At 37.3% G+C, this 24,500-nt stretch carries 21 protein-coding genes, 1 other RNA gene and 1 other annotated feature; of the genes, 3 read left to right on the top strand and 19 right to left on the bottom strand.

What is annotated here, in order from left to right; translation table 11 throughout:
* Window positions 1-36 precede the first annotated feature (36 nt).
* The 6 genes from ACSKT4_RS08850 to cymR form a co-directional block, all read right to left on the bottom strand.
* Window positions 37-231: a hypothetical protein gene (locus tag ACSKT4_RS08850; protein ID WP_186870326.1), complete on the bottom strand. Its 195-nt coding sequence runs from the start codon at window positions 229-231 to the stop codon at window positions 37-39.
* 74 nt (window positions 232-305) lie between these two features.
* Complete coding sequence (recD2, locus tag ACSKT4_RS08845) at window positions 306-2,630, bottom strand: SF1B family DNA helicase RecD2 (RefSeq protein ID WP_186870325.1); 2,325 nt, start codon at window positions 2,628-2,630, stop codon at window positions 306-308.
* Between the two features lie 29 nt (window positions 2,631-2,659).
* Window positions 2,660-3,316, bottom strand: a complete 657-nt coding sequence (locus ACSKT4_RS08840; RefSeq protein WP_186870324.1) for a tetratricopeptide repeat protein — start codon at window positions 3,314-3,316, stop codon at window positions 2,660-2,662.
* Window positions 3,317-3,327: 11 nt separating this feature from the next.
* Window positions 3,328-4,440, bottom strand: coding sequence for a tRNA 2-thiouridine(34) synthase MnmA (mnmA, locus tag ACSKT4_RS08835; RefSeq protein WP_186870323.1), 1,113 nt, complete (start codon window positions 4,438-4,440; stop codon window positions 3,328-3,330).
* Between the two features lie 10 nt (window positions 4,441-4,450).
* Window positions 4,451-5,593 carry a cysteine desulfurase family protein gene (locus ACSKT4_RS08830; protein ID WP_186870322.1) on the bottom strand — a complete coding sequence of 381 codons (1,143 nt, stop codon included), beginning with the start codon at window positions 5,591-5,593 and terminating at the stop codon, window positions 4,451-4,453.
* A 26-nt stretch (window positions 5,594-5,619) separates the two neighbouring features.
* Window positions 5,620-6,039: a cysteine metabolism transcriptional regulator CymR gene (cymR, locus tag ACSKT4_RS08825; RefSeq protein ID WP_186870321.1), complete on the bottom strand. Its 420-nt coding sequence runs from the start codon at window positions 6,037-6,039 to the stop codon at window positions 5,620-5,622.
* 181 nt (window positions 6,040-6,220) lie between these two features.
* Here cymR and ACSKT4_RS08820 point away from each other — a divergent pair, with 181 nt between their 5' ends.
* The gene (locus ACSKT4_RS08820; RefSeq protein ID WP_186870320.1) at window positions 6,221-7,504 is read left to right on the top strand and encodes a replication-associated recombination protein A; all 1,284 of its coding nucleotides are present in this window, start codon (window positions 6,221-6,223) and stop codon (window positions 7,502-7,504) included.
* 256 nt (window positions 7,505-7,760) lie between these two features.
* Window positions 7,761-8,426, top strand: a complete 666-nt coding sequence (locus tag ACSKT4_RS08815; RefSeq protein WP_186870319.1) for an RsfA family transcriptional regulator — start codon at window positions 7,761-7,763, stop codon at window positions 8,424-8,426.
* A gap of 132 nt (window positions 8,427-8,558) precedes the next feature.
* On the opposite strand, the gene ACSKT4_RS08810 is transcribed toward ACSKT4_RS08815, so the two are convergent.
* The 6 genes from ACSKT4_RS08810 to ACSKT4_RS08785 all read right to left on the bottom strand — a co-directional run bounded on the left by ACSKT4_RS08810 (window position 8,559) and on the right by ACSKT4_RS08785 (window position 14,017).
* A complete protein-coding gene (locus ACSKT4_RS08810) occupies window positions 8,559-9,422 on the bottom strand; it encodes a PP2C family serine/threonine-protein phosphatase (protein WP_366481175.1) in 864 nt (287 codons plus the stop codon).
* Entirely contained in the window at window positions 9,389-9,829 is a 441-nt protein-coding gene (locus ACSKT4_RS08805) for an HIT family protein (RefSeq protein ID WP_186870318.1), read from the bottom strand. Before ACSKT4_RS08805 ends, ACSKT4_RS08810 begins: the two co-directional genes overlap by 34 nt.
* Before the next feature lie 232 nt (window positions 9,830-10,061).
* Window positions 10,062-10,251, bottom strand: a non-coding RNA gene (ssrS, locus tag ACSKT4_RS08800) — 6S RNA.
* A gap of 125 nt (window positions 10,252-10,376) precedes the next feature.
* The gene (aspS, locus tag ACSKT4_RS08795) at window positions 10,377-12,140 is read right to left on the bottom strand and encodes an aspartate--tRNA ligase (RefSeq protein WP_186870317.1); all 1,764 of its coding nucleotides are present in this window, start codon (window positions 12,138-12,140) and stop codon (window positions 10,377-10,379) included.
* A 1-nt stretch (window position 12,141) separates the two neighbouring features.
* Window positions 12,142-13,422, bottom strand: a complete 1,281-nt coding sequence (gene hisS, locus ACSKT4_RS08790; protein ID WP_186870316.1) for a histidine--tRNA ligase — start codon at window positions 13,420-13,422, stop codon at window positions 12,142-12,144.
* Window positions 13,423-13,562: 140 nt separating this feature from the next.
* Window positions 13,563-13,787, bottom strand: a binding site (T-box leader).
* Window positions 13,788-13,843: 56 nt separating this feature from the next.
* Complete coding sequence (locus tag ACSKT4_RS08785; protein WP_186870315.1) at window positions 13,844-14,017, bottom strand: hypothetical protein; 174 nt, start codon at window positions 14,015-14,017, stop codon at window positions 13,844-13,846.
* A gap of 107 nt (window positions 14,018-14,124) precedes the next feature.
* Between ACSKT4_RS08785 and ACSKT4_RS08780 the strand changes: the two genes are divergently transcribed.
* Window positions 14,125-15,186: an N-acetylmuramoyl-L-alanine amidase gene (locus tag ACSKT4_RS08780; protein ID WP_186870314.1), complete on the top strand. Its 1,062-nt coding sequence runs from the start codon at window positions 14,125-14,127 to the stop codon at window positions 15,184-15,186.
* 291 nt (window positions 15,187-15,477) lie between these two features.
* Here the strand turns inward: ACSKT4_RS08780 and dtd are convergent, their stop codons facing one another.
* From dtd to ACSKT4_RS08745, 7 genes are all read right to left on the bottom strand, one after another.
* Entirely contained in the window at window positions 15,478-15,924 is a 447-nt protein-coding gene (dtd, locus tag ACSKT4_RS08775; RefSeq protein WP_186870313.1) for a D-aminoacyl-tRNA deacylase, read from the bottom strand.
* A gap of 218 nt (window positions 15,925-16,142) precedes the next feature.
* On the bottom strand, window positions 16,143-18,341 hold the full coding sequence (locus ACSKT4_RS08770; RefSeq protein ID WP_186870312.1) for a RelA/SpoT family protein: 2,199 nt from the start codon (window positions 18,339-18,341) through the stop codon (window positions 16,143-16,145).
* Between the two features lie 234 nt (window positions 18,342-18,575).
* The gene (locus ACSKT4_RS08765; protein ID WP_186870311.1) at window positions 18,576-19,088 is read right to left on the bottom strand and encodes an adenine phosphoribosyltransferase; all 513 of its coding nucleotides are present in this window, start codon (window positions 19,086-19,088) and stop codon (window positions 18,576-18,578) included.
* Window positions 19,078-21,414, bottom strand: a complete 2,337-nt coding sequence (gene recJ / locus ACSKT4_RS08760) for a single-stranded-DNA-specific exonuclease RecJ (RefSeq protein WP_186870310.1) — start codon at window positions 21,412-21,414, stop codon at window positions 19,078-19,080. Before recJ ends, ACSKT4_RS08765 begins: the two co-directional genes overlap by 11 nt.
* Before the next feature lie 65 nt (window positions 21,415-21,479).
* Entirely contained in the window at window positions 21,480-21,809 is a 330-nt protein-coding gene (locus tag ACSKT4_RS08755; RefSeq protein WP_186870309.1) for a lipopolysaccharide assembly protein LapA domain-containing protein, read from the bottom strand.
* Between the two features lie 90 nt (window positions 21,810-21,899).
* Entirely contained in the window at window positions 21,900-24,158 is a 2,259-nt protein-coding gene (gene secDF / locus ACSKT4_RS08750) for a protein translocase subunit SecDF (protein ID WP_186870308.1), read from the bottom strand.
* 53 nt (window positions 24,159-24,211) lie between these two features.
* On the bottom strand, window positions 24,212-24,499 hold the full coding sequence (locus ACSKT4_RS08745; protein ID WP_186870307.1) for a post-transcriptional regulator: 288 nt from the start codon (window positions 24,497-24,499) through the stop codon (window positions 24,212-24,214).
* Window position 24,500: the final 1 nt, after the last annotated feature.

The raw sequence follows: 24,500 nt of genomic DNA, 5'->3' as shown, positions 1-24,500 counted from the left end.
CCCTTTAGTCAGGAATTTTTGTTCAAAACTAAAGGATTACCATTCTAGTTTTCTTTCTTCTTCTGTAAATAAATCATTGAGCGAGCTTAAACTTCCATCCGCTTCAACTTGATGCACGGTTAATTCATTACCTGATACAGACATTTCTACAAAACAATTCCAGCAATAGTACTGCTGTGAACCAATTTTTCCTATATCTTTACTACTACAATTCGGGCATCGCATTAACATAAATACTAATCTCTCCTGGAAATAATTTATAAGTATTATGTTATGCTTTCCCTTTTTCTCCAAAATATACCTACTTACATGAAATCATAAGGGGAAATGTCGTATTCCTCTTCTACTGTATCCCCACTTGAAACTTGTACGTCTCCTAATCTTTCGATTAACTGTTCTTGCAAGGATGTATACCGTTTATTCGTATCCTTCGTCTGAATTCCTCGTAAAAAGGCTTGTTTCTCACCACATACTATAAGTGATTTCTGTCCTCTTGTAATTGCAGTGTATAATAGATTCTTCCGTAACATACGGTTATACGTGGACACAACAGGTAATATAACAATAGGAAACTCACTTCCTTGGGATTTATGGATAGAGATACAATATGCCAGCATTAAGTTGTCATAGTCTTTTCGCTCATAGACGACTTCCCGTTCATCAAATGACACCACTAATTGCTCCACATTCTCTGTATTTTCATTTTCTCTGAAAATAGCAACTACCTCACCAATATCCCCATTATACACATGATCTTCTGGTTGATTGACTAATTGGATTACTTTATCTCCAATTCGAAATAGGGTGTCATGATGCCTAACTTCACGCTTACCTTTTCCTTTTGGATTAATTAATGCTTGTAAGGCATTGTTAATGATAGTAATTCCTGCCTGGGACTTATACATAGGTGCTAATACTTGAATATCTCGAACATCAAGTCCTTTATTCATCGCCTTCTCAAACACCTTGGTAATGACGTCTACGACTTGATGCTCCCGACATGCAATAAAACTAAAATCTTTATCATTCGTTAAGCTATCCACTGAGCACGTATCATTCTTTATACTATGAGCTAATTGGATTATCTTTGAACCTTCTTTTTGCCGATAAACTTCATGTAGGCTTACTTTTGGAATATGATTATTTTCCAACAAATCGGTTAACACCTGTCCCGGACCAACAGATGGAAGTTGATCTTCATCTCCAACGATTAGTACTTGCATATCCGTAGGGATGGCTTTAAATAGATTATTAGCTAACCATATGTCTACCATAGAAAACTCATCAATTATGAGATACTTTCCGTTCAAAGGCTCATGCTCGTTCTTCTCAAAGCCTTCACTACCATTCCAACCTAGGAGGCGGTGTATCGTAAGAGCTGGAAGACCTGTCGATTCATTTAATCGTTTTGCTGCTCTCCCTGTTGGTGCAGCAAGGACAAAAGGAAAGTCCTTCTTATGCTCATAGTCTGCTGTTTCTACCGAAAGATTATGAACAGCCGCATATGCCTTAATAATCCCTTTAATAACGGTAGTCTTACCAGTTCCAGGACCACCTGTAAGAATCATCAGTTTTGATTTTAGTGCCTGTTCGATAGCAGCAAACTGTTCCTTTCCATAGCTAAGGATTTCTTCCTCTTCAATTTTGCCGATAATCTTCATTAAATCAGCTAGCGTAGTAGCTTCATCCATCTGAGAAGAAATTAATCGTTTAACACTAGAGGCAAATCCATCTTCTGCATAATATAAAGACGGTAGATACACTTTGCCTTTATATAGGATTACATTCTTTTCCTTATTTAACTTTTCTATCGTACTTTTGATTTCGTCCTCTGTTAGGACATACTCCTGATTACTTAATAACGCACTGACCTCATCAAGGCATTGGTTTAATGGCAAGAATGCATGACCATCCTGCACACTTCTTTGCAATATATAAATACATCCAGCTCCAATTCGATTTGGACTGGATAGAGATAATCCATTCTTCTTTGCAATCTCATCTGCTGTATGAAATCCGAAACCCTCCACATCAAATACTAAGCGGTATGGATCATCTTCTAATAACTCTATCGTTTCATCCTTATATTGTTCATAGACTTTCTGCGCCATTTTAAGACCAATATTATACTTTGCTAAGTAAACTACTACATGTTCAAAGCCTTGATTCTCTTGTAATGTCTTGACAATCGTATTAGCAGCTTCTTTCTTTAACCCTGGGACGGAATCTAAAACAGAAGGATTGTTTAATATAGAAGAAACAGCAGATTCTCCTAAATGGTCAACAACCTTCTTAGCAGTTCTTTTTCCGATTCCATAGAACATATCACTAGCTAAATAAGCGATTAGTCCTTCCTTTGTATCTGGAATAAATGTTTGATAGGAAATAACACTATATTGCTGTCCATATTTAGGATGCTTTTCAAGTTGACCAATAAACCGATACACAGTCCCTTCCTGCAATTGGGAAAAGTAGCCTTTTATGACAATTTCTTTCTCATCATAGTTTAGATTAGTATCTAGTATTTTTACCTTGGCAATGGAAAAATGCTCTACATCATTATGAAAAATTGTATAGAGAAGCTCTCCCTTTATATATTCTTCGATTTCCACAGGTTGAAGTTGGTCCATACTAAATACCTCACATTCCCATACCGCAATTAATTTATTGCTTCCTCTGCTACCCGCTTTCCATTCGCTGCTAGCACATGATTCGGATTATATTTTAGTGCTTCATCAAAATATGCTACTGCACTAGTTACGTCTTCTTCGAATAATGAAATGACGCCTAAGTTATATAAAGCATCACTGTGGCTTTCATTTAATTCTAACACCGTTTCGAAAACCTTTTTAGCATCCGATAACAATTCACTCTGTGCTAAAGCAAGTCCATACTGAAACACGACCTCCTCATCTTGAGGTGTTATTTCCTTGGCTCTTAAAAGATACGGCAAAGCTAATTTAAATTGCTGTTGGTTTTGATGAGACATTCCGAGCATAAAATATACGTCTGCTTCTTCTAATCCCAATTTAATCGCTTCAAGAAAGTTCTGCTGTGCTTTTGGAAAATCTTCCATTTCAAAATAAGCATTTCCAATCCCATAATAGGCTGTAGCGGTTGTATTTTCTAACGATAAAGCCTTTTGAAAGAAATTAATGGCACTTTCATGCTCACCAATATGCAATAATAAATTACCAAAGTTTATAAACCCAACCGGATCATTAGGATTTTCTTCGATATATTCATTAAATAGATTAGCTGCTTCTTCATATTTACTTTCTTTCATTAATTCGACTGCTTCTGCAATTTTACTCATTGTCGTACTCCCTATCCAACATAATCTAATACGTTGTTTTGTTTCTTTACTTTGTCTATTGTTCCACCACCAAGACATACCTCACCATCGTAGAATACAACAGCTTGGCCTGGTGTAATAGCGCGTTGACTCTCATCAAATACTACCTTTAAGTCACCGTTATCCAATACATGTACGGTTACCCCACTGTCTTCTTGACGATAGCGGAATTTTGCCGTACACGTAAAGGTTTTCTCAACTGTATCAGGATTAATCCAATTAACATCTGTCGCTAGTAGTTCATCAGAATATAGATATTCATTACTAAAGCCTTGTTCCACATAAAGAATATTTTTCTTTAGATTCTTACCAACAACAAACCATGGATCACCTGAACCACCGATTCCTAGTCCTTGACGTTGACCAATCGTATAATACATCAATCCATCATGCTTTCCCTTCACCTCTCCATCAAGGGTTTGCATTTCACCAGGTTGTGCAGGTAAATATTCACTAAGAAATTCTTTAAAGTTACGCTCACCGATGAAACAAATTCCAGTGCTATCTTTTTTCGTAGCAGTAGCTAAGCCGTGTTCTTTGGCAATTTCACGCACTTTAGATTTTGGTAAGTGACCTAGTGGAAACATAACTTTTTCTAAAATATCACTAGTTAATTGATTTAGGAAATATGTTTGGTCTTTATTTGAATCTACCCCGCGTAACATTTCATACTTTCCATTATGTTCACGAACTTGAGCATAATGTCCAGTAGCTAAATAATCCGCTCCTAAATCTAGTGCATAATCTAAAAATGCTTTAAACTTAATTTCCTTATTACACATTACATCTGGGTTAGGTGTGCGCCCTGCTTTATATTCATCTAAGAAATACGTAAACACTTTATCCCAGTATTGCTTTTCAAAGTTAACTGAATAATACGGGATATCCAATTGATTACATACACGAACAACATCTTCAAAATCTTCTGTTGCGGTACAGACACCAAATTCATCGGTATCGTCCCAGTTTTTCATAAAAATACCGACTACATCATACCCCTGTTCCTTTAATAGTAGTGCAGCTACTGATGAATCGACTCCACCACTCATTCCTACAACAACACGTATATCTTTATTTTCTTTCATTATGAACACCCTACTTTACTAATCGTTTTATAATTTTGGCAACACGATGTGCTGCTTCTTCGACATTTTCACTAGTATTGGCAGCTCCAAAGCTAAATCGAATCGAGCTAGTTGTGCATGGGTTATTTTCACCATAAATCGCTGTTAATACATGTGAGGGTTCCACCGAACCTGCTGTACAAGCACTTCCGCTAGATGCTGCTACTCCAGCTAAATCAAAATTAGCAAGTAACTTTTCTACATTACCACCTGGAAAGCTTACGTTCACAATCGAAGCAATGGTGCTGTTTATATCCCCATTCACACTAAAATTAATGCCTTGTTCTTTCAATACCTGTAAAAACTGTTCCTTATATGCTGCATACTTAGTATTACGAATTTCTCTTTCTCTAATCATTACTTCTACTGCAGTCTGAAAACCGACAACGCCAACAACATTCTCAGTCCCTGGACGGCGTTTTCGCTCTTGCTCGCCACCGAATTGCAAGGCATTCAATTTAATCCCTTCTCTGACATATAAAAAGCCAATTCCTTTTGGACCGTTTATTTTATGTGCGGAGACAGATAATAAATCCACACCAAGCTCTTGTACGTTTATCTCTATTGTGCCATAGGCTTGGACAGCGTCGGTATGGAAATATGCTGGATGATCCTTTAACAATCCCCCGACTTCCTTAATTGGTTGGATGATTCCCGTTTCATTATTCACATACATAATCGAAACAAGAATCGTGTCATCTCTTAAAGCATTTTTAAGGTCATTAACGGAAATCTTCCCCTCCTCATTAACAGGAAGATATGTTACCTCAAAGCCTTCTTTTTCTAAATACTCAGCAGTGTGCAATGTTGCATGATGCTCCATAGCCGTCGTAATGATGTGTTTTCCTTTATGCTGGTTCGCTTTTGCTGTTCCAATTAAGGCAAGATTATCTGCCTCGGTTCCGCCACTAGTAAAAATAATTTCTTTTTCATTAGCATGGATACTTCCAGCAAGAACTCGCCTTCCTTCATCTAATAATTGCCTCGCTTTTCTGCCAAACGAATGGACACTCGAAGGATTTCCAAACACCTCATCATAAACTGGTACCATTGCATCAATTACTCTTTTATCCATCGGTGTAGTTGCAGCATGATCTAAATATATATGTTCCATTACGCTCGTCCTTTCTAGTCATTAAATCAAATGTAAAACATATATCCTTCTAATGGGTCATCCTTCTCATGGTTGACCAAATCTTCCAATGTCGTCTTATCTAAAACATCTTTAACAGCCTCTGTAACACGCTTCCATAATGCCTGCTTGGCTGGTTCCTCATCCTCGATTCCCTCTACTAAGACAATCGGTCCCTCTAGTACTCGAATGATATCCCCTGCACTAATCTCTTTTGGATCCTTTGGTAAGATATATCCGCCATACGCTCCTCGAATACTCTTAATGAGTCCGGCATTTCTAAGTGGTGCAGCCAGTTGCTCTAGGTAATGTTCTGACAAACTATTTTCTTTTGCAATTGTTTTTAATGGAATTGGGCCTTCTCCATAATTACGTGCAAGCTCCAGCATAATCGTCAGCCCATAACGTCCTTTAGTTGAAATTTTCATTTACTATAACTCCTCTAATCCTTACCGTTTTTCCTATTACTTCTATATTAACTATACCATTATCATCTTAAACTTTAAAATACATGGTATTATAGCATGAAGTTAGTCTTCTTGCATTTTTTTCGAATCAAGCTTAGGCTAAGATTACCAAACTATTATAATTTATAAAAGGACGATGAAGATGAAACATCAACCACTAGCCTATCGACTAAGACCTAATCATATAAGTGAAATCATTGGACAAGAACATTTAGTTGGGGAAGGAAAAATCATAAACCGAATGGTAAAGGCGGAGAAGCTGGCATCGATGATTCTTTATGGGCCCCCGGGTACTGGTAAAACATCGATGGCAACAGCGATAGCAAAGACGCTTAAACTTCAAGTTAGAAAATTAAATGCAGTCATTGATAAAAAGAAAGATATGGAAATAGTTGTAGAAGAAGCAAAAATGTCCGGTTCCATGGTTTTAATCCTAGATGAGGTACATCGTTTGGATAAGGGAAAGCAGGATTTCCTACTCCCCCATTTGGAGAGTAATTTAATAACATTAATAGGCTGTACGACAAGTAATCCCTACCACGCAATTAACCCTGCCATTAGAAGTCGTTGCCACATATTTGAATTACATGCCTTAACACCATTAGATGTCAAAAAAGCTATCCAAAGAGCACTAACTGATTCAGACAATGGATATGGTAATGAGAAAGTTATTCTTACTGATGAAGCGCTAGAGCACTTTTCACAAAGTTCTGGTGGCGATATGCGATCTGCTTTAAATGGGTTAGAGTTAGCTGTGGCATCAACACCACCAAATCAAGATGGTGAAATCGTTATCAACATCGACATTGCAGAGGAATGTATGCAACGCAAGAGCTTTTCCCACGATAAAGATGGTGATGCTCATTATGATGTATTATCAGCTTTCCAAAAGTCGATTCGTGGTAGCGATGTTGATGCGGCATTACATTACTTAGGTAGATTAATTGAAGCTGGTGACTTAGATTCAATCGCTAGAAGAATGATCGTTATTGCCTACGAAGATATAGGACTAGCCAATCCGCAAGCAGGTCCTCGTGCAGTTGCGGCAGTAGAGGCGGCAGAAAGATTAGGCTTCCCAGAAGCAAGAATTCCGCTTGCAGTTGCAATTGTTGAACTATGTTTATCGCCGAAATCAAATACAGCATATCAGGCTCTCGATGCTGCAATTGCTGATATTCGCAGTGGTAAAAGCGGTGATATTCCAAAGCATTTAAAAGATGCTCATTATCAAGGAGCGTCCAGTCTAGGTAGAGGTGTAGACTATAAATACCCACATGATTATCCTGGCGGTTGGGTTTATCAACAATATTTACCTGATACAATAAAAAACAAACAATACTACACGCCAAAGGAAACCGGAAAATTTGAACAAGCTATGAAACAAGTGTATGAGAAGATACTAAAAGAGAAAAAGAGTCATAATTAAAGAGGTATAAGCTAGGCATCCTTAATTGATGCCTAGTTTTTTTATACATCTCCATATAACAATCCGTTAAAAATTATATCCTCCTAACGTATAAAAAAATCATCTCCCGTCTAGACTATGTAAAAGGAAATAATGTCCTAAAAGTCAATTCTAAAACTGTCTATCTAATGAACTGACTTTTTGACTTAGAAAATTTACTAGTTAAAAAATCTATTGTTTTGATTAGGTAGTTATGGAAAAAGGAGATGAAACATACATGACAAAAGTTAGACAGGATGCATGGTCACACGAGGACGACTTACTACTTGCAGAAACTGTACTGCGTCATATTCGTGAAGGAAGCACACAATTAAATGCCTTTGAGGAAGTCGGAGACAAGCTTAATCGCACATCAGCAGCTTGTGGCTTTAGATGGAATGCTGAAATCCGAAAAAAATATATTAATGCGATTGATTTAGCTAAAAGGCAACGTAAAGAGAAAAAACGAGCCATTGAGAAAGCGAAGAAGGCGAATAGAGCACCAGTTATTGCCTTTCAACAAAACTATGAAACCCCTGTAACAGAAGATACTAGTAGAGAACCAGAATATACTACACCATCGGCTATTACATTGGAAACAGTTATTCAATTTTTGAACCAACTCAAAAAAGACTATTATGCTTCCAATCAATCAAAAGTATCTCTTGACCAAGCACAGAAAGAGAATGCTTTACTAAAAGAACAGATTAATAAACTTGAAAAGGAACTCACGGAGACGAAACAAGAGCTATCTACTATTCAAGAAGATTATAAAGTATTCGTCCAAATCATGGACCGAGCAAGAAAGATGACGGTATTAGAAGACCAAGGCTCGTTTAAAGCTCCTGCTTTCCGTATGGACAAGAATGGTAACCTTGAGCAAATTGCCCAGGGATCTAACTAAGCAACATATAACCCAGTCGATATAAGATTTGTTTGTAATAAAAGCATAGTAGGTATAGAAAAATCCGAACTACTTATCACGATTCTATTAGAAGAATTTGAATTAGTTCGGTTTTTTCTTTTTGCGCTAGGCTTAGCTTTGTTCCACATCTACTTCATCGCTAGGTCTTGTCACAGCTGAATCGACCGTGACCTCCCAAGTAATAATCGTGGTGCTATCTCTAACATTATGATGTTGTATTGTTTGCAGTATTTTTTGAATGCCTTTATGATTGGAATGTTTACTCATCATTCGATAGATATCTACAGGAGATGCAAATGGATCATTAGGGCACTCAATTAATCCATCAGTCGTTAAAAAAATTCGATCTAACCCTTTTCTTAGTTCTCTGACACCACTACTATAACAGGGAACAGATTGCTCAAATGTATTAACTTTCCCTATCCATTCATAAAAATGCCGTTGGTTAACTTGATATTGACCTAATTCGGCAAGCTCCGGATGAAATACATAGCAAAGACAATCCCCAACAGAAAACCACCATAGATACTTCTCTTTTCTTAATACAAGTAAACACGCCGTCTCTCCTTTAACTTTCCGACATGCTCTGAGAAATGCCCCATCCATAAACATATTAACTATGGTATGCTCTATATCCTTTATCCCTTTAATAGATGGGTCATTGCATAGATCTTGTATATGACTTTTATTGGCATTTATTTGATTCATCACTAATTCTGCACTTTCCGCTGAATGATGGGCATCTAATAAAACAGCAAACTCCCAACATTTATTTTGATCAGTCCATACGAGACATCCATCCTCATTTTTATATTGACCTGCAGAAGAATTTCCACCGAAGTTCCCTATTACGACATGACTAAGTTGCTGAACATTAATCTGATCTACATAATCTATTTGACTTCCTATCCAGGTGTATTCCTTTATCCTACCCTCCATCATTACTTCTCCAGATACGCTTTTATTTTTTTGCACAGCTGAATCACCTCTTCGTTATCACCAAAAGGTGCTTCCTTCCAATCGTAAACCGCCATTGGTCCCCAATAATTTTCAGGCGTATTTGGATAACGTGCAACTAGATGCATATGAAGGTGTGGAACGCTATTTCCCGAAACTAGTGAGTAAACATGCTCTGCCCCAACACTTTGAACTAAAGCTTTACTGACACGTGCCATCATAACCCCAAATACTTTTGCTTCCTCTATCGTCAAATCAGCAAGGGTTGGAGCATGTCGCTTCAAATCAATCATAATATGACCTAGATAATTCGGTTTTCCATTTTGATCGATATGTCCAACATACACGACATCATCCTCATAGATGGTTACGCCCGAAGTAGAAATTTCCCCCGTATGTTTAGCACAAATAAAACAATCTTCCATTTCCATCCCCCCCATTATGAATACCATTTCCTAAACTTCGCTCACCTGTTGATCATAAATTAATTCTATTTATTAATAATGTTTGGAAAAAACTATATGAAATTATCTAAAAAGTCAACACTTCGTTAAAGTATTACGTTCATGATTGTAGTATCCAGATATAACGATTATTCCAAACCGCAAAAAAATAAGACTAGCTTCTCTGCTAGCCTTACCTATTATTTATGTATACATCAATCCCAATAATGCCGCCTATAGTAAGTTTTGATCCCCGCTACGAGCAGGTGGGTGCCTTGTTTCGTATTTTATACGTCCTCTCGTTAGTTGAAAACGAGGCATGTATGCCACACGAAAACTGCTAAGCTCCCTATATAAAACTGTTCGGTCAAAACATATGATATAGGCAAACATATCAGGATTGATTCACTTTCGTAATGCATTACGTTTGTAAAAATATATTAACATACGTATTCCACGTATTCAATATCCCTTTATATGAAGTATTCATTACAATTGTTACAAAATTTAAACATTATCAACAATAAAGTTATTTATTTTCATTTAGCTGAATAGATAATTCAGTTAACTGTGCTTTACTCACTTCACTTGGAGCTTCTGTTAGCAAGTCTGATGCTGATGCAGTTTTCGGGAATAGTATCGTATCTCTTAGGTTACTTCTACCTGTTAGAAGCATAACAATACGATCCAGCCCTAACGCAATCCCCCCATGTGGCGGTGCACCATATTCCAAGGCTTCCAGTAAGAAACCAAATTGTTCTTGTGCTTCTTCTTCTGTAAACCCTAGCACCTTAAACATTTCATTTTGTTGTTCACGTTTATAAATACGAATAGAACCTCCACCCAATTCATATCCATTCAGAACTAAATCATAAGCATTTGCACGAACACTTGCTGGATCAGTTGCCAGCTTTTCAACATCTTCCTCAAACGGCATCGTGAATGGATGGTGGGCTGCAAAGTAACGGCCAAGTTCTTCATCATATTCTAATAATGGCCAATCGGTAATCCATAGGAAGTTATACTTACTTTCATCTATTAGACCAAGCTCTTTACCAAGCTTAAGGCGTAAAGCTCCTAGGCTATCGTATACAACAGAGGTCTTATCCGCAACGAATAATAGTAAATCCCCATCTTCTGCATTTGCTAGCTCTAGTAAGCCTTGTTTTTCTTCCTCTGAAATAAACTTAGCAATTGGTCCTTTTAATTCCCCATCTTCTACCTTGAGCCAAGCAAGTCCCTTAGCTCCATAGACATTGACGAACTCAGTAAGTTTATCAATATCCTTTCTGGAGAAATTAGTAGCTTCTCCTTTGACATTTAATAATGCAACCTTTCCACCCCGCTCGATTGCACCTTGGAATACTTTAAAGCTAGAATTGGCTAGTAGATCCGAAACATGAATAAGTTCTAAGCCAAAGCGTGTATCTGGTTTATCAGAACCGTAACGCTCCATTGCTTCCTTGTATGGCATTCTTGGTAATGGTAATGGAATATCAACCTGATTGACTTCTTTCATCACCTTCTGCATCATTTTCTCTGTCATTGTCATGATTTCATCACTTGTCATAAAGGAGGTCTCAATATCAATTTGAGTAAATTCTGGTTGTCTGTCAGCACGTAAATCTTCATCACGGAAGCAACGAGCAATTTGATAGTATTTTTCAAAGCCACTCATCATAATCAATTGTTTAAACAATTGTGGTGACTGTGGTAATGCATAGAATTCGCCTGGATGTACACGACTAGGAACTAAGTAATCACGGGCTCCTTCTGGTGTACTCTTCGTTAAAATCGGTGTTTCCATTTCTAGGAATCCATCATCGTTTAAGAAGTTACGCACAACCTGTGTGATTTGATGGCGCTTTTTAAAGGTCTCTTGTAATGCTCCACGACGTAGGTCCATATAACGATACTTCAGACGTAAATCTTCTGACACATCTGTATCATCTTGTATGAGAAAAGGAGGGTTTTTCGACTTATTTAATATGGAAACCTCTGTAGCGATAACCTCTAGAGTACCAGTCTCCATATGGGGATTTATCGTGCTCTCGTCACGAAGCACCACCTTCCCTTTTACTTCAATAACGTATTCACTACGAACGGATTCTGCAATTGTTAAGGCATCTTCGTAATCAGGATTAAAAACTACCTGTACAATGCCAGATTTATCACGGAGATCAATAAATATCAGACCACCTAGATCACGGCGTTTTTGAACCCATCCTTTTAGTAGAATTACCTTTTCAACATCTTTTTCTTGTATCGTTCCTGCTAGTATTCTTTCGCTCATCCTATTTTCCTCCTAAAAGCTTTTCCTTCATTGTGAGAGTTAATTGATCTAAAGGAATCTCTACTTGTTCACCGGTAGCCATTTCTTTTACATTTATGACATTCTTTTCAAGCTCCTCTTCACCTAAAACTAACACATATTTAGCCTTGTATCGGTCGGCCGCTTTAAATTGAGCTTTAATTTTTCTACCTTGGTAGTCTTGATCGACTTGGATACCATATTGACGTAATTCATGTGTAATACGAACTACTTCCGATTTTGGCTCTTCTCCCATCGATACGATAAAGCAATCTAACGCTTCTTCTAACGGAATTTCAACATTTTCGGCTTCTAATGCCATTAATAGTCTTTCAATTCCCATTCCAAACCCAATACCTGGTGTAGCTGGACCACCTAGCTGTTCTACTAGTCCATTGTATCTACCCCCACCAGCAAGTGTTGTAATGGCTCCGAAACCTTCCGCCTCACTCATAATTTCAAATGCCGTGTGATTATAGTAATCCAAGCCTCTTACAAGATTAGGATCAACTTCATATTCAATTCCCATCAATTCAAGATATTTTTTAACCTTTTCAAAGTATTCAACCGAATCTTCATTCAGATAATCTAGAATAGAAGGTGCTGTTTTCATGGATGGGTGGTCTCTGTCGACTTTACAATCTAGAATTCTCATTGGATTTTGCTCTAATCGAGACTGACAATCTTCACACAGTTCTTCCTTGTATGGAGTAAAGTGTTTAATTAGTGCATCGCGATGCCTCTTTCTACTCTCAACATCACCTAACGAATTAATTACTAGTTTTAAAGATGTTAATCCCAGTGACCGATATACAGTCATCGCTAAATCAATCACTTCTGCATCAACCGCTGGATCTGCACTTCCTAATACTTCTACCCCAAACTGATTCAACTGACGCATTCTGCCTGCCTGAGGTCGTTCATAACGGAACATTTGCATGAAGTAGTATAGTTTTACAGGTTGATTAGCCTCCCCGTACAACTTGTTCTGTACAAAAGCTCTCGTTACAGCAGCTGTACCTTCTGGGCGAAGTGTAAGACTTCTACCGCCACGGTCTTCAAAGGTATACATCTCCTTTTGCACAATATCAGTTGAGTCTCCTACCCCACGTGAAAATACTTCTGTATGTTCAAATACCGGTGTACGAATTTCTTCGTAATGGTATTTATCACAGATCCCCTTTATTTTATTCTCAACAAACTGCCATTTTTTAGCATCCTTTGGTAGAACATCTACCGTACCTCTAGGCGCTTTAATATTCATTCTTTTAACCTCCTAAAACGATTATGAATTCCAAAGTCATGTAATGGTTAACTTTTCTCTTATTTCATATCCACGGTGTATGTATGATTCACTTGATCCTTGTTGCTATAAAAGTATACAAAAAACTCCCGTCCCTATAAAAAAGGGACGAGAGTTACCCGCGTTGCCACCCTAGTTGACGCAATTCCATTGCATCCTCTTTTCACAGTTAACGCCTGCAAAACGTCTATATTTACTAGTCATAACGTTCAATATAGATCCTCAGGATTGTCTTTCACTAGGTTGCCATGCAAAATGCTTCCAGCCAAAGGCATTTTGTCTCTGCTCACGCAAGTACTAGTTACTTTTTCCTTCATAGGATATTTCTTGTTCGTTCAAGATACTTGAATGAATATTATCATAATGTTTTGCTTCCTGATTGTCAAGAGCGATTAATCTTTTTCTTTAATGCTTTTACCTCTCCTAGTGATATCCCTAACTCCTGTGCTATTTCCATATGTCCAGAGGACTGTTCCATTTCGATAAACTTATGCAAGTTTACACCAAAAATATCTCGATTATTATGGGAACTCCAATGCTTTTCAGTCATTCGCAATTAGATCGCCTCCTTTTTCATAAGACTAGTTTTGCCTAATTCGACAATATTTATTAAAATAGAAAAAGAAATGTCATGTGGTTTAAGAATTATTAGGAGGAAATCTATTGGGCTATAAAAAAACAATTGGAATTATACTTTGCCTACTACTGATTACATGGTGCTTTCCAGTAACAGCTAGTACAAAAGAGGTCATTGTTAACGAAAATTATTTAAATCTACGAAGTGGTCCTGGTACGGATTACGATAAACTAGGACAAGTCCATCAAAATGAACAATACCCCATTGTCGGTCAAGAAGGGGATTGGGTTGAGATTCAACTTGATGGATATACTGCTTGGATTTCGACGGATTATGTAACCATTCAAGAAGATTCGTCTGAACAAGAAGTGAAAGATGTTGGGCTTGATCATTCTGTTGAACAGACTTCCATTACCATCCCATTTGAGAAAACTCATATTAGAAATGGTCCGTCAGCTGATGATGAAATTGTCTATTTTGCTGAAGAAGGGGAAACTCTTTCTGTAACCGGTAAAACGGATAATTGGTTAAAAGTGGAAAATGACACGATAGAAGGGTATGTATTATCAGACTTAGTTAAAGATGAAATCAAGGAAACGAGCGAAGGATTAAAAGGAAAAACAATCGTTCTAGATCCAGGTCATGGTGGATTTGATTCAGGTGCTATTAGTCCTACAAATGTACAAGAAAAGGACTTAGCCTATAAAACAGCAGATATTCTAGCTCAGGAATTAACGATGTTAGGTGCTATCGTTATAACTACTAGAGAGGAGGATACATTTGCCTCATTAGCAAGTCGTGCAACTCTTTCTAACACGGTTAATGCTGATGCTTTCATAAGTTTACACTATAATAGTGTACCCGATCTTCCTACAGTCACCGGCATAAGTACCTATTATTCCCATGAGCAGTATGCAGAATTAGCACGTTATATTCAGCAAGAGATTATTAAAGAATCAGGTGACAGAGATCGTGGTGCGGAATTTGGTGATTTCCAAGTAATTAGACAAAATCTGATGCCTGCTGTACTTATTGAACTAGGGTTCATGTCCAATCCTGAAATGGATACTCTAATGACGACAAATGCCTATCAGAAAAAACTCGTTTCTGGTATTGTAAATGGATTACAGCGTTATTTTTCTAATTAAGTAGAGGCTGGGACAACAGAATTTATCCTAAAAGCAAAACCGAATGATGAGCAAGGACCCTGCTCCGGAAATATACTTGCGGTTACTTCCAGCACAGGGGCGACATCTGCTCGAAAAGGCCATCGCAGTGGTCTACCTTGCCACCGGGCGGCTGGTGAGCCTCCTCGTACTACTTCTTTAGGGGTCTCAAGCTTGCCCTGTCCTCCCGCAGGAGTCTACGTATATTTCCGGAGCTAGTATTGAATATCATTCGGTGTTACCTTTAATTCTTTTTGTTACGCCCCTGTCTCGTTATCTATCTTTACTATCTAAAATTAAAGTTACAGGACCAACATTGGTAAGTGTAACATTCATCATTGCTCCGAATCTACCTACCTCTACCTTTATTCCCTCTTGACGAAGCATTTCATTGAACTTCTCGTAAAGCTCATTTGCTTGCTGTGGCTTCGCTGCTTGCATGAAGTTTGGTCTTCTGCCCTTTCTAGTATCGCCATAAAGGGTGAATTGGGAAATCGATAAAATTTCGCCATTTACATCTTTTATTGATAAATTCATTTTTTCTTGTTCATCTTCAAATACACGTAGGTTGACCATTTTATTTGCTAGATATTGTGCATCCTCCACTGTATCTTCATGGGTAACTCCAATTAACACGACAAAACCATTATCGATTTTGCCAACTATCTCATCTTTTACGGTAACACGTGCATCTCTAGCACGTTGAATAATAGCCCTCATGTTTCAAATCTCCTTTTACTAGTACTATAGAGGTTGAGTTAGAAATGTTTATGATAAAGGAAAAACCGAATAATTAGCAAGCCACCGCTCCGTGGATGGTTAGTAGACTGGAGGTTCATCCAAGGTCTGGATCCTTGCCTTTCGTCTACCTATCTTTACGGAGCTAGTGTGATGCCTTATTCGGGTTTACATCTCTAACTTTTTGTTTTGTGCCAGTTTCATTGTAGTGTACGTGTAACTGCATAAACATCTTTGATCTGCTTAATCCGTTCCACAATTTTTCTTAAATGATTCGTATTATGAATCAAAATCGTAATTTGAATAACAGCCATTTTATTACGATCAGACCTGCCATTTACATGGGTAATATTTGTTTTCGACTCATTCACTGCTTGTAATACTTCATTTAATAAGCCTCTACGATCATAACCTGAGATTTCTAGATCCACATGATATTGCTTTTGTGTTTGATCTTCTTCCCATTCCACATGTAGATGTCGTTCTCTTGCTTCCTCTGTTTGTACATTTGGACAGTCAGTTCGATGGACGGATACGCCTCGACCTTTTGTAATATACCCAATTATTTCATCACCAGGGACAGGATTACAGCATTTGGATAGACGTACAAGTAGATTATCAATGCCTTCTACAATCACACCAGAGTCTTTCTTATGTTTTTTAAATTCCTTATACTCTGTTTTTGTCCCTTCTAATGTTTTGGCAAGGTCTTCTTCTTTTTGGCGAGATTGACGTATTTTTTCCGTTAATCTTGTTGCGACAAGCGCTGCAGTAATACCCTGATAACCTACAGCGGCATATAAATCTTCCTCAGAAACAAAGTTAAATCGTTCGTAAACGCGTTTTAAATTCTCTTCTGTCAATGCTTCTTTCGGCTCGATATCAAATGCCCGAATCTCTTTTTCGACTAAGTCCTTACCCTTTGCTACGTTTTCTTCACGGCGTTGCTTCTTGAAAAATTGTCTAATTTTATTCTTTGCCTGTGATGTTTGGGTGATCTTTAACCAATCTTGAGAAGGTCCATAGGAATGTTTCGAAGTTAGTACTTCGATTATGTCGCCATTTTTTAATTTGTAGTCTAATGGCTCCATTTTCCCGTTAATTTTTGCCCCGATTGTCTGATTACCGATTTCCGTATGAATTCGGTAAGCAAAGTCAAGTGGAACAGAACCAGATGGGAGTTCTATTACATCTCCTTTAGGCGTAAAGACATAGACCATATCGGAAAATAAATCCACTTTCAGAGATTCAACGAATTCCTCCGCATCATGCGTCTCATTCTGCCATTCTAAAATTTCACGGAACCACGTTAACTTCTCTTCGAATGATTTCTTATCTCGGTTAAGTTGCTTACCTTCCTTATACGCCCAGTGAGCAGCAATCCCGTACTCGGCAATCTCATGCATTTCCTTCGTTCTTATTTGTACTTCTAAAGGATCTCCTTTAGGACCAATTACCGTTGTATGCAAGGATTGGTATAAGTTTTGCTTTGGCATTGCAATATAATCTTTAAATCTACCAGGCATTGGCTTCCAACACGTATGAATAATTCCTAATACCGCATAACAATCTTTAATGCTGTTGACTAAAATACGAACTGCCAATAAATCATAGATCTCATTAAACTGTTTGTTTTGTTTTATCATCTTCTGATAAATACTATACAAATGTTTCGGTCTACCTGAGATTTCTGCTTCTATATTTATTTCTTCTAACTGTTTATTTACTTCTTGAATAACTTCATCAATGTAAGATTCACGTTGTTCCCGCTTTTGCTTCATTAACTGAACAATTCGGTAATATTGTTGGGGATTTAAGTAACGTAATGAGATATCCTCTAGCTCCCATTTAATCGCAGAAATTCCTAAACGATGTGCTAATGGAGCAAAGATTTCTATCGTTTCATTCGCTTTGATACGTTGCTTTTCAGGTGGTAAGAACTTTAAAGTTCTCATATTATGCAATCTATCCGCTAGCTTAATTAATATAACACGTATATCTTTCGCCATAGCGACAAACATTTTTCGGTGATTTTCAGCTTGTTGGGCTTCTTTTGACTTGTATTTGATTTTACCTAGCTTTGTAACACCATCAACAAGCATGGCAACTTCTTTATTAAATTGTTCTTCTATTTCTTCTAATGTTATTTCGGTATCCTCTACAACATCATGCAAGAATCCACCCGCAACCGTCACTGGATCCATTTTTAAATCTACTAATATGCCAGCAACTTGAATAGGGTGTATGATATACGCTTCTCCTGATTTACGATACTGGTCCCTATGTGCTTCTTCTGCGTACGTATAAGCACGCATAATAAACGCAACATCGTCCTCCGATAAATACGTGCTAGCTTTTTCTTGTAATTGTTCAATTGTTATAATGTCATTTTTCGCCATATTATCACCTTTAATTGTAGAAGATACTTTCTTTCTAGTATCAAAAAAATTTATTAAAATGTAAAGAAAAAATACCTTTACATTTTCTGGTAACTCACCTAGTCAAGTTCTCAATATCACTTATCATTAGTAGAACATTTTAGAACTTGTATTAAGCAAGCTGTCGTTACGAGCTAATCCTGTTCCGAATTACAAGAGGTCTGATGAAGGATTTCTCCACCAGACCTACAAAAATTAATATTTCATTAAGGATAGGACATCATATCCTTTAAGTTTATCCAAACCATTTAAATACGATAATTCGATTAGGAAGGCACAGCCAACAACAATTCCACCTAATTCTTCCACTAATTTAATTGTTGCTTCAATAGTACCACCTGTTGCTAATAAATCATCGGTAATTAGAACACGTTGACCTGGTTTAATAGCATCCTTATGAATGGTTAAGACATTTTGTCCATATTCTAAACCATAGTCTACTTTAATAACCTCACGTGGAAGCTTACCTTCTTTTCTAACCGGTGCAAATCCAACTTCAAGTGCATAGGAAACAGGACAACCAACAATAAAACCTCTAGCTTCAGGTCCTACCACTAAATCAATTTGTTTATCCCTAGCAAATTCTACAATCTCATTTACTGCAGATTTAAATGCTTTTCCATTATCCATTAATGGCGTAATATCTTTAAATTCGATACCTTCTTTTGGCCAATCGTGTACAATTTTAATATATTTTTTATAATCCATGGGTCATTTCCTCCTTAGGTTTATCCATCAGTCCCATACAATCTTCAAACCATCTTGTTAATTCTTCATACGTTGCGTAATAAAGCATTTTTTCAATTTCTGTTTGCTTCACACGTTCCTGATAGATGTGTGCTTCTTGTAAATCCTTTTTTTGTGGCGATGAATTTAATGCAATAATTCCATTACTAATATTAACAAATTCAAGCTCAGAAAACACCTTTAACATAAACATAATTGAATCCTTAGTCCAGCCCTTAGCATTTATAATGGCTTGTAAGTCTTTACGGATATTCAGTTCTTTTCTCTTCCATATTAACGAATATAACCATTTAAAATCTTCTCTTGAGGGAAAACTAGATAAGTATACACTATTTTCTATATAAAAACACGCATGAATGACGCAAGGCTTAACTTTATTCACGATTTTTCTCAATTCATCTAGATCTGCCGGTAGATCAAAGAGATGAAGTACATCTATCTCCTCATGATAAGTCAGTGCTTCTTTATATGTTAACGGCATGATTCCTTCTGGAAAATCATGGTTATTAGAAAAATCCTCATTATACAATAGCATATGTCTATCAAACTGATTAAGGAAATTCGTTATGTCTACTTGTTTTTTTCCTCGGTGATCAAATAATTGCCAATGATCAATTCGCATATCTTCCACGACGAGTTGTGGCTTACGAATGCCATTCCATTCATTCATACCTAGTTCTCCGACTACGGATAGCGTGGCTTTGGGCGAAATATAATGATATAATTCTCCCATTCCAAACGCGATTCCTTCTAAAGAGCTTCCGTTTTCCTTAAATAGCAGTTTCAAATGTTTTTTCATATTACCTAATTGACGGACTTCATTAGGCTTTGCTTCAATCCGAAATTTAGGCTTTGGATTTGCCATTCCAAATGGTGCTAGCTTACCTATCTCATCAATTAATGTTTCACTAATATCCGATAACGTAAGCGTTTTGCTAATGAGGACCTCTTGCTTAAAGTCTTCACTCGTTAATTCCTGTTGAATCAAATGGTCTAGTTCTTTTTCTAGTATTCTCACATTTTCAATTGGTAATGTCATCCCAGCTGCTTGTGCATGCCCACCAAAGTGAGTGAACACTTCTTTAAATTTCATACAGCTTTGAAATAAATCAAAGGCAGGGATGCTCCTTGCTGAACCCTTAGCAGTACCATTTTCTTCGTTGATTGACAGTACAATTGCCGGTCGGTCATACTTTCTTACTAGTCTAGATGCAACAATACCCAGAACCCCTTCATTCCAGCCTTGTTTTGCAACGACAATAACCCCTTTTTCTGGGTCAATTGTTTCAAGTTGCTCCACTTCTTTTACAATAGATGCAACAATTTGTTGTCGCTCTTGATTTAGTTGCCCTACTTGTTCTGCTAATTCCTCGGCTTCTTCCGGAATATCGGTTAAAAGTAGCTGAACAGCTAAATCAGCATCTTGTAATCGCCCTACCGCATTTAGCCTTGGTCCAATTAAGAATCCGATGTCTTCTTCTGTCGTATTCCCTTCAATCTTACATTGCTTCTTTAAGGCAATTAAACCTTCCCGCTTTGTAACGGATAGCTTCCGTAACCCATAATAAGTTAATATCCGATTTTCTCCAACCAAAGGAACTAAATCTGCAACCGTACCAATGACAACTAAATCTAATAAATGCTCTGGGAAATAACCTAGTAAGCTTTGTGCAAATTTAAAGGCTACTCCTGCTCCAGCTAATTCCTTAAAGGAATATTGTGGAGAACATTTTGGATGTATGATAGCAAAAGCATCCGGTAATGCTTCTTGTGGTTCATGGTGGTCGGTAATGATTAAATCGATACCTAGTTCCTTCGCTACTTCTGCTTCATAAACAGAGGCAATACCGGTATCGACTGTAATAATAAGTTTATATCCATTTTCACAAGCCTCTCTGAAGGCAGCTTCATTAGGACCATATCCTTCTGTAAAACGATTCGGTATATAGAAATTGCAATTAGCACCTAGTTCTTCTAATGCTTTAATAAGTATCGTTGTCGAGCTAACCCCATCCGCATCATAATCACCAAATACAAGAATTTTTTCATTGGCGCGAATGGCTTGATGGACTCGTTCTGTAGCAATATTCATGGAAGCTAACTTCATAGGACTAATCAAGTTATCAATAGATGGCATTAAGAACTCTTGCGCTTCTTCATATGATTGAATACCACGCTGTACTAATAACTCTTTTATCACGGGGGATAATTCTATTGAGTCATCCATCCACTGGTCTTGATATTCATCTGTACGCACAAATTTCCATTTTGACTTGCTTTGTAGCATATATTCACCCCTGACTAATCTATTATACACAAATAGAGTCAGGGGTAGCAATGAGAATTTATCGTTTAGTCTTCTCGTTTGACATCAATTGCTTTAGAAGCTTGTGTGCCTCCATTCGTTTCAGCTACATTCTTGTCTTCTACTAGTTGAGATAATGCTGCATTCTTCCTTCTTATTACTTTTATCTCTTTTTGAAGCTTAAACATTCTTACCATACCAACAGCAGCCGTAATAATTCCCCCCATTAAAACAGAGAAAAGTATTACTAAAATTAATGGTGATTCTACTTGCCAAAAAAAATAGGTAACCTGTACAGGACTAACATTCATTACAGCAAATATAGCAACCAGTATAACAAAAATAATCGCTACAATCACATACGTTTGTCCCCTCACAATGATTCCTCCTTGTCTGTTTTCGCTACCCTTTATTTTATACAAGTAGAAAAAAACAATCCCTCTGCAACTTGCAAAGGGATTGTTTCGTTAAACCTGTGGTCCTTCCACACGTTTTTTCTTTCTAAAGTCGACTGGCTTATCCTTGATATTCTTTCCTCGCCATACTAACCATAATTGTGTTGCTAGGAATAAAGATGAGTAGGTACCTGCAATGATTCCAATGAGTAAGGCAATACCAAACCCACGAATCGGCTCTGCACCTAAAATTAAAAATGCGACTATAGCAATTAATGTTGTAATATTAGTATTTATCGTTCTAGTCATCGTTTGAACAATACTTCGATTAACAATACTGGAAAGCTCCTTAAAGGATTTTATCACCCGATTTGATTGTGCAGCATTTTCACGAATTCGATCAAATGTAACAATGGTGGAGTTGATTGCATATCCGACTATCGTTAGGATTGCAGCAACGATAGTAACATCAAACTCAATCTTGAAAATACTAAATACCATTAACATAATAAATACATCATGGAGTAATGTTAGGATCGCCATAACTGCAAAGTAGAACTCAAAGCGGAATGCAACATAAATAATCATTCCTACAGCAGCAATTGCAAGGGCATAAATGGCATTTTTCACTAATTCTTGCCCAACTATTGGCGAAACAACACTAACACCGGGCTCTACATTATATTTATCATGAAAATAAGTGGTCAGTTCACCAATTTTATCTTCTGGTATCACATCCTGGTAGCGAATTACTGCAATTTCATTATTTTCACCAGAAAGTATGATAGATCTTGCCTCTAATCCTAGTGCTTCTAAATCTGACTCAATTTCTGTTTCACTTAACGGTTCATCCGCCATAATCTGCACTCTAGAACCACTTGTAAAGTCAATTCCAGGAGTTAATCTAAATATACCAAAAGCAATTACACCAATAACCGTTAATATAAACGTGATAACAAAAAACTTCTTACGATTATCCACTACATTCCATTCTTTACCTAAGAATGTTGCTGGAACTTCACTATTATCACGGATATCTTTTATATCTGATTTCTTTACGCCAAACCAACCTGGGTTATTTTTGAAGAATTTAACTTTAATCCATAATTGGAGGAGTAATTTAGTTCCATACACTGCAGTTAAAAAGCTTACTACGATACTAATAATCAACATCGTCGCAAACCCTTTTACAGAACTAGTACCAAAAATAAATAGTACTGCCGCCGCTAGTAGTGTTGTAATATTAGCATCTAGAATTGCCCGTAAGGAGTTACTTGTCCCTTTTTTGAAGGCTGCCTGTAACGATTTACCTTCTCGTAATTCTTCCTTAATACGTTCAAAGGTAATAACATTGGCATCTACTGCCATACCTACCCCTAATATCAATGCTGCTATACCAGGTAATGTTAGTACACCTCGTAGACTTTCAAATATAGCAAGTACTAAGAATATATAAGCACTTAATGATATAACAGAAATAAAACCTGGAAAGCGATATACTGCTATCATAAACACAATTATAATACTGATTCCAACTATTGCAGCAAGTATGGTTTGATCTAAAGCTTGCTGACCAAACTGTGCTCCTACAGAAGTAGAGAATATCTCCACTAAATTAACTGGCAGAGAACCAGAATTAATAATGCTCGCCAAATATTGTGCCTCTTCAACAGTAAAGTTTCCGGTGATCATAACATTACCGCCAGGAATTGGTTCATTTACGGATGGTGCTGAGACAAATTTTGGTTCTTCTTTTAATGCTTCATCTTCAAAAGAATCCCCCTCTTCATAATCCATCCATATAACTAGTAAATTTTCACCTGGGCTTTCTTGCGATAACTCTCGCGTTACCTGGGCAAATTTACTTGCATCCTTTACTTGCAGGGTAACAATAGGCTGATTCGTATCTGGGTGGAAATCTTGCTTAGCACTTCCCTCCTTCACATCAGATCCATCTAGCAATACCGTATCATGGACATCGCGAAAGGTCAGTCTAGCTGAGGTTGCTAACATTTCACGGGCTTGTGTTTGATTTTCAACACCAGCTAATTGAACGCGAATACGGTCTTCTCCTTCGATATCAATTACCGCTTCACTTATCCCTAACTTATTTACCCGATCATTTAATAATTGAACTGTAGCTTCCAATAAGCTCCGATCGACTTCCTGGGTTTCATCAATTGGTTCTACTGTATAAAGGACCTCAAAGCCCCCTTGCAAATCCAGTCCAAGATTAATGCTTTTCGTAACACTTGGTGTAAATAATCCAATAATAAGTCCTAATGCAATAACAATTAGGAAAAAGGATGCAATCCGTCCTTTATTTTTCATAATAAAAAGTTCCTCCCTTTTATGTATCAAACACATATGTAACGCTTAGGGGTTTAGCTATTGCCAGTTAAGGCAGCGATCGAAACCATCAAATCATCATCTTGGTACGCATCTATAGTCAAATAGCTCATATATGTACTCGAGCTAAGGTGTAGTATATCTTGGACAACTTCATAAAGTCTTTTCTCTGGATTACCTTTCCACACTTTCTTCATCAGGCATTTCCAAATATCTTCTTCTGTTGCTCGAGAATACCCCATCATTTGAAATTCTTGCGTCTTACTTTCCAAAGCTGGTCTTAACTCCTGCTTCCATGCTTCAACAGTCTTCCTTATCTCCAAG

It is taken from the genome of Ornithinibacillus liuyingii, assembly GCF_055550225.1.
This window is presented reverse-complemented; position numbering and strand designations above follow the sequence as displayed.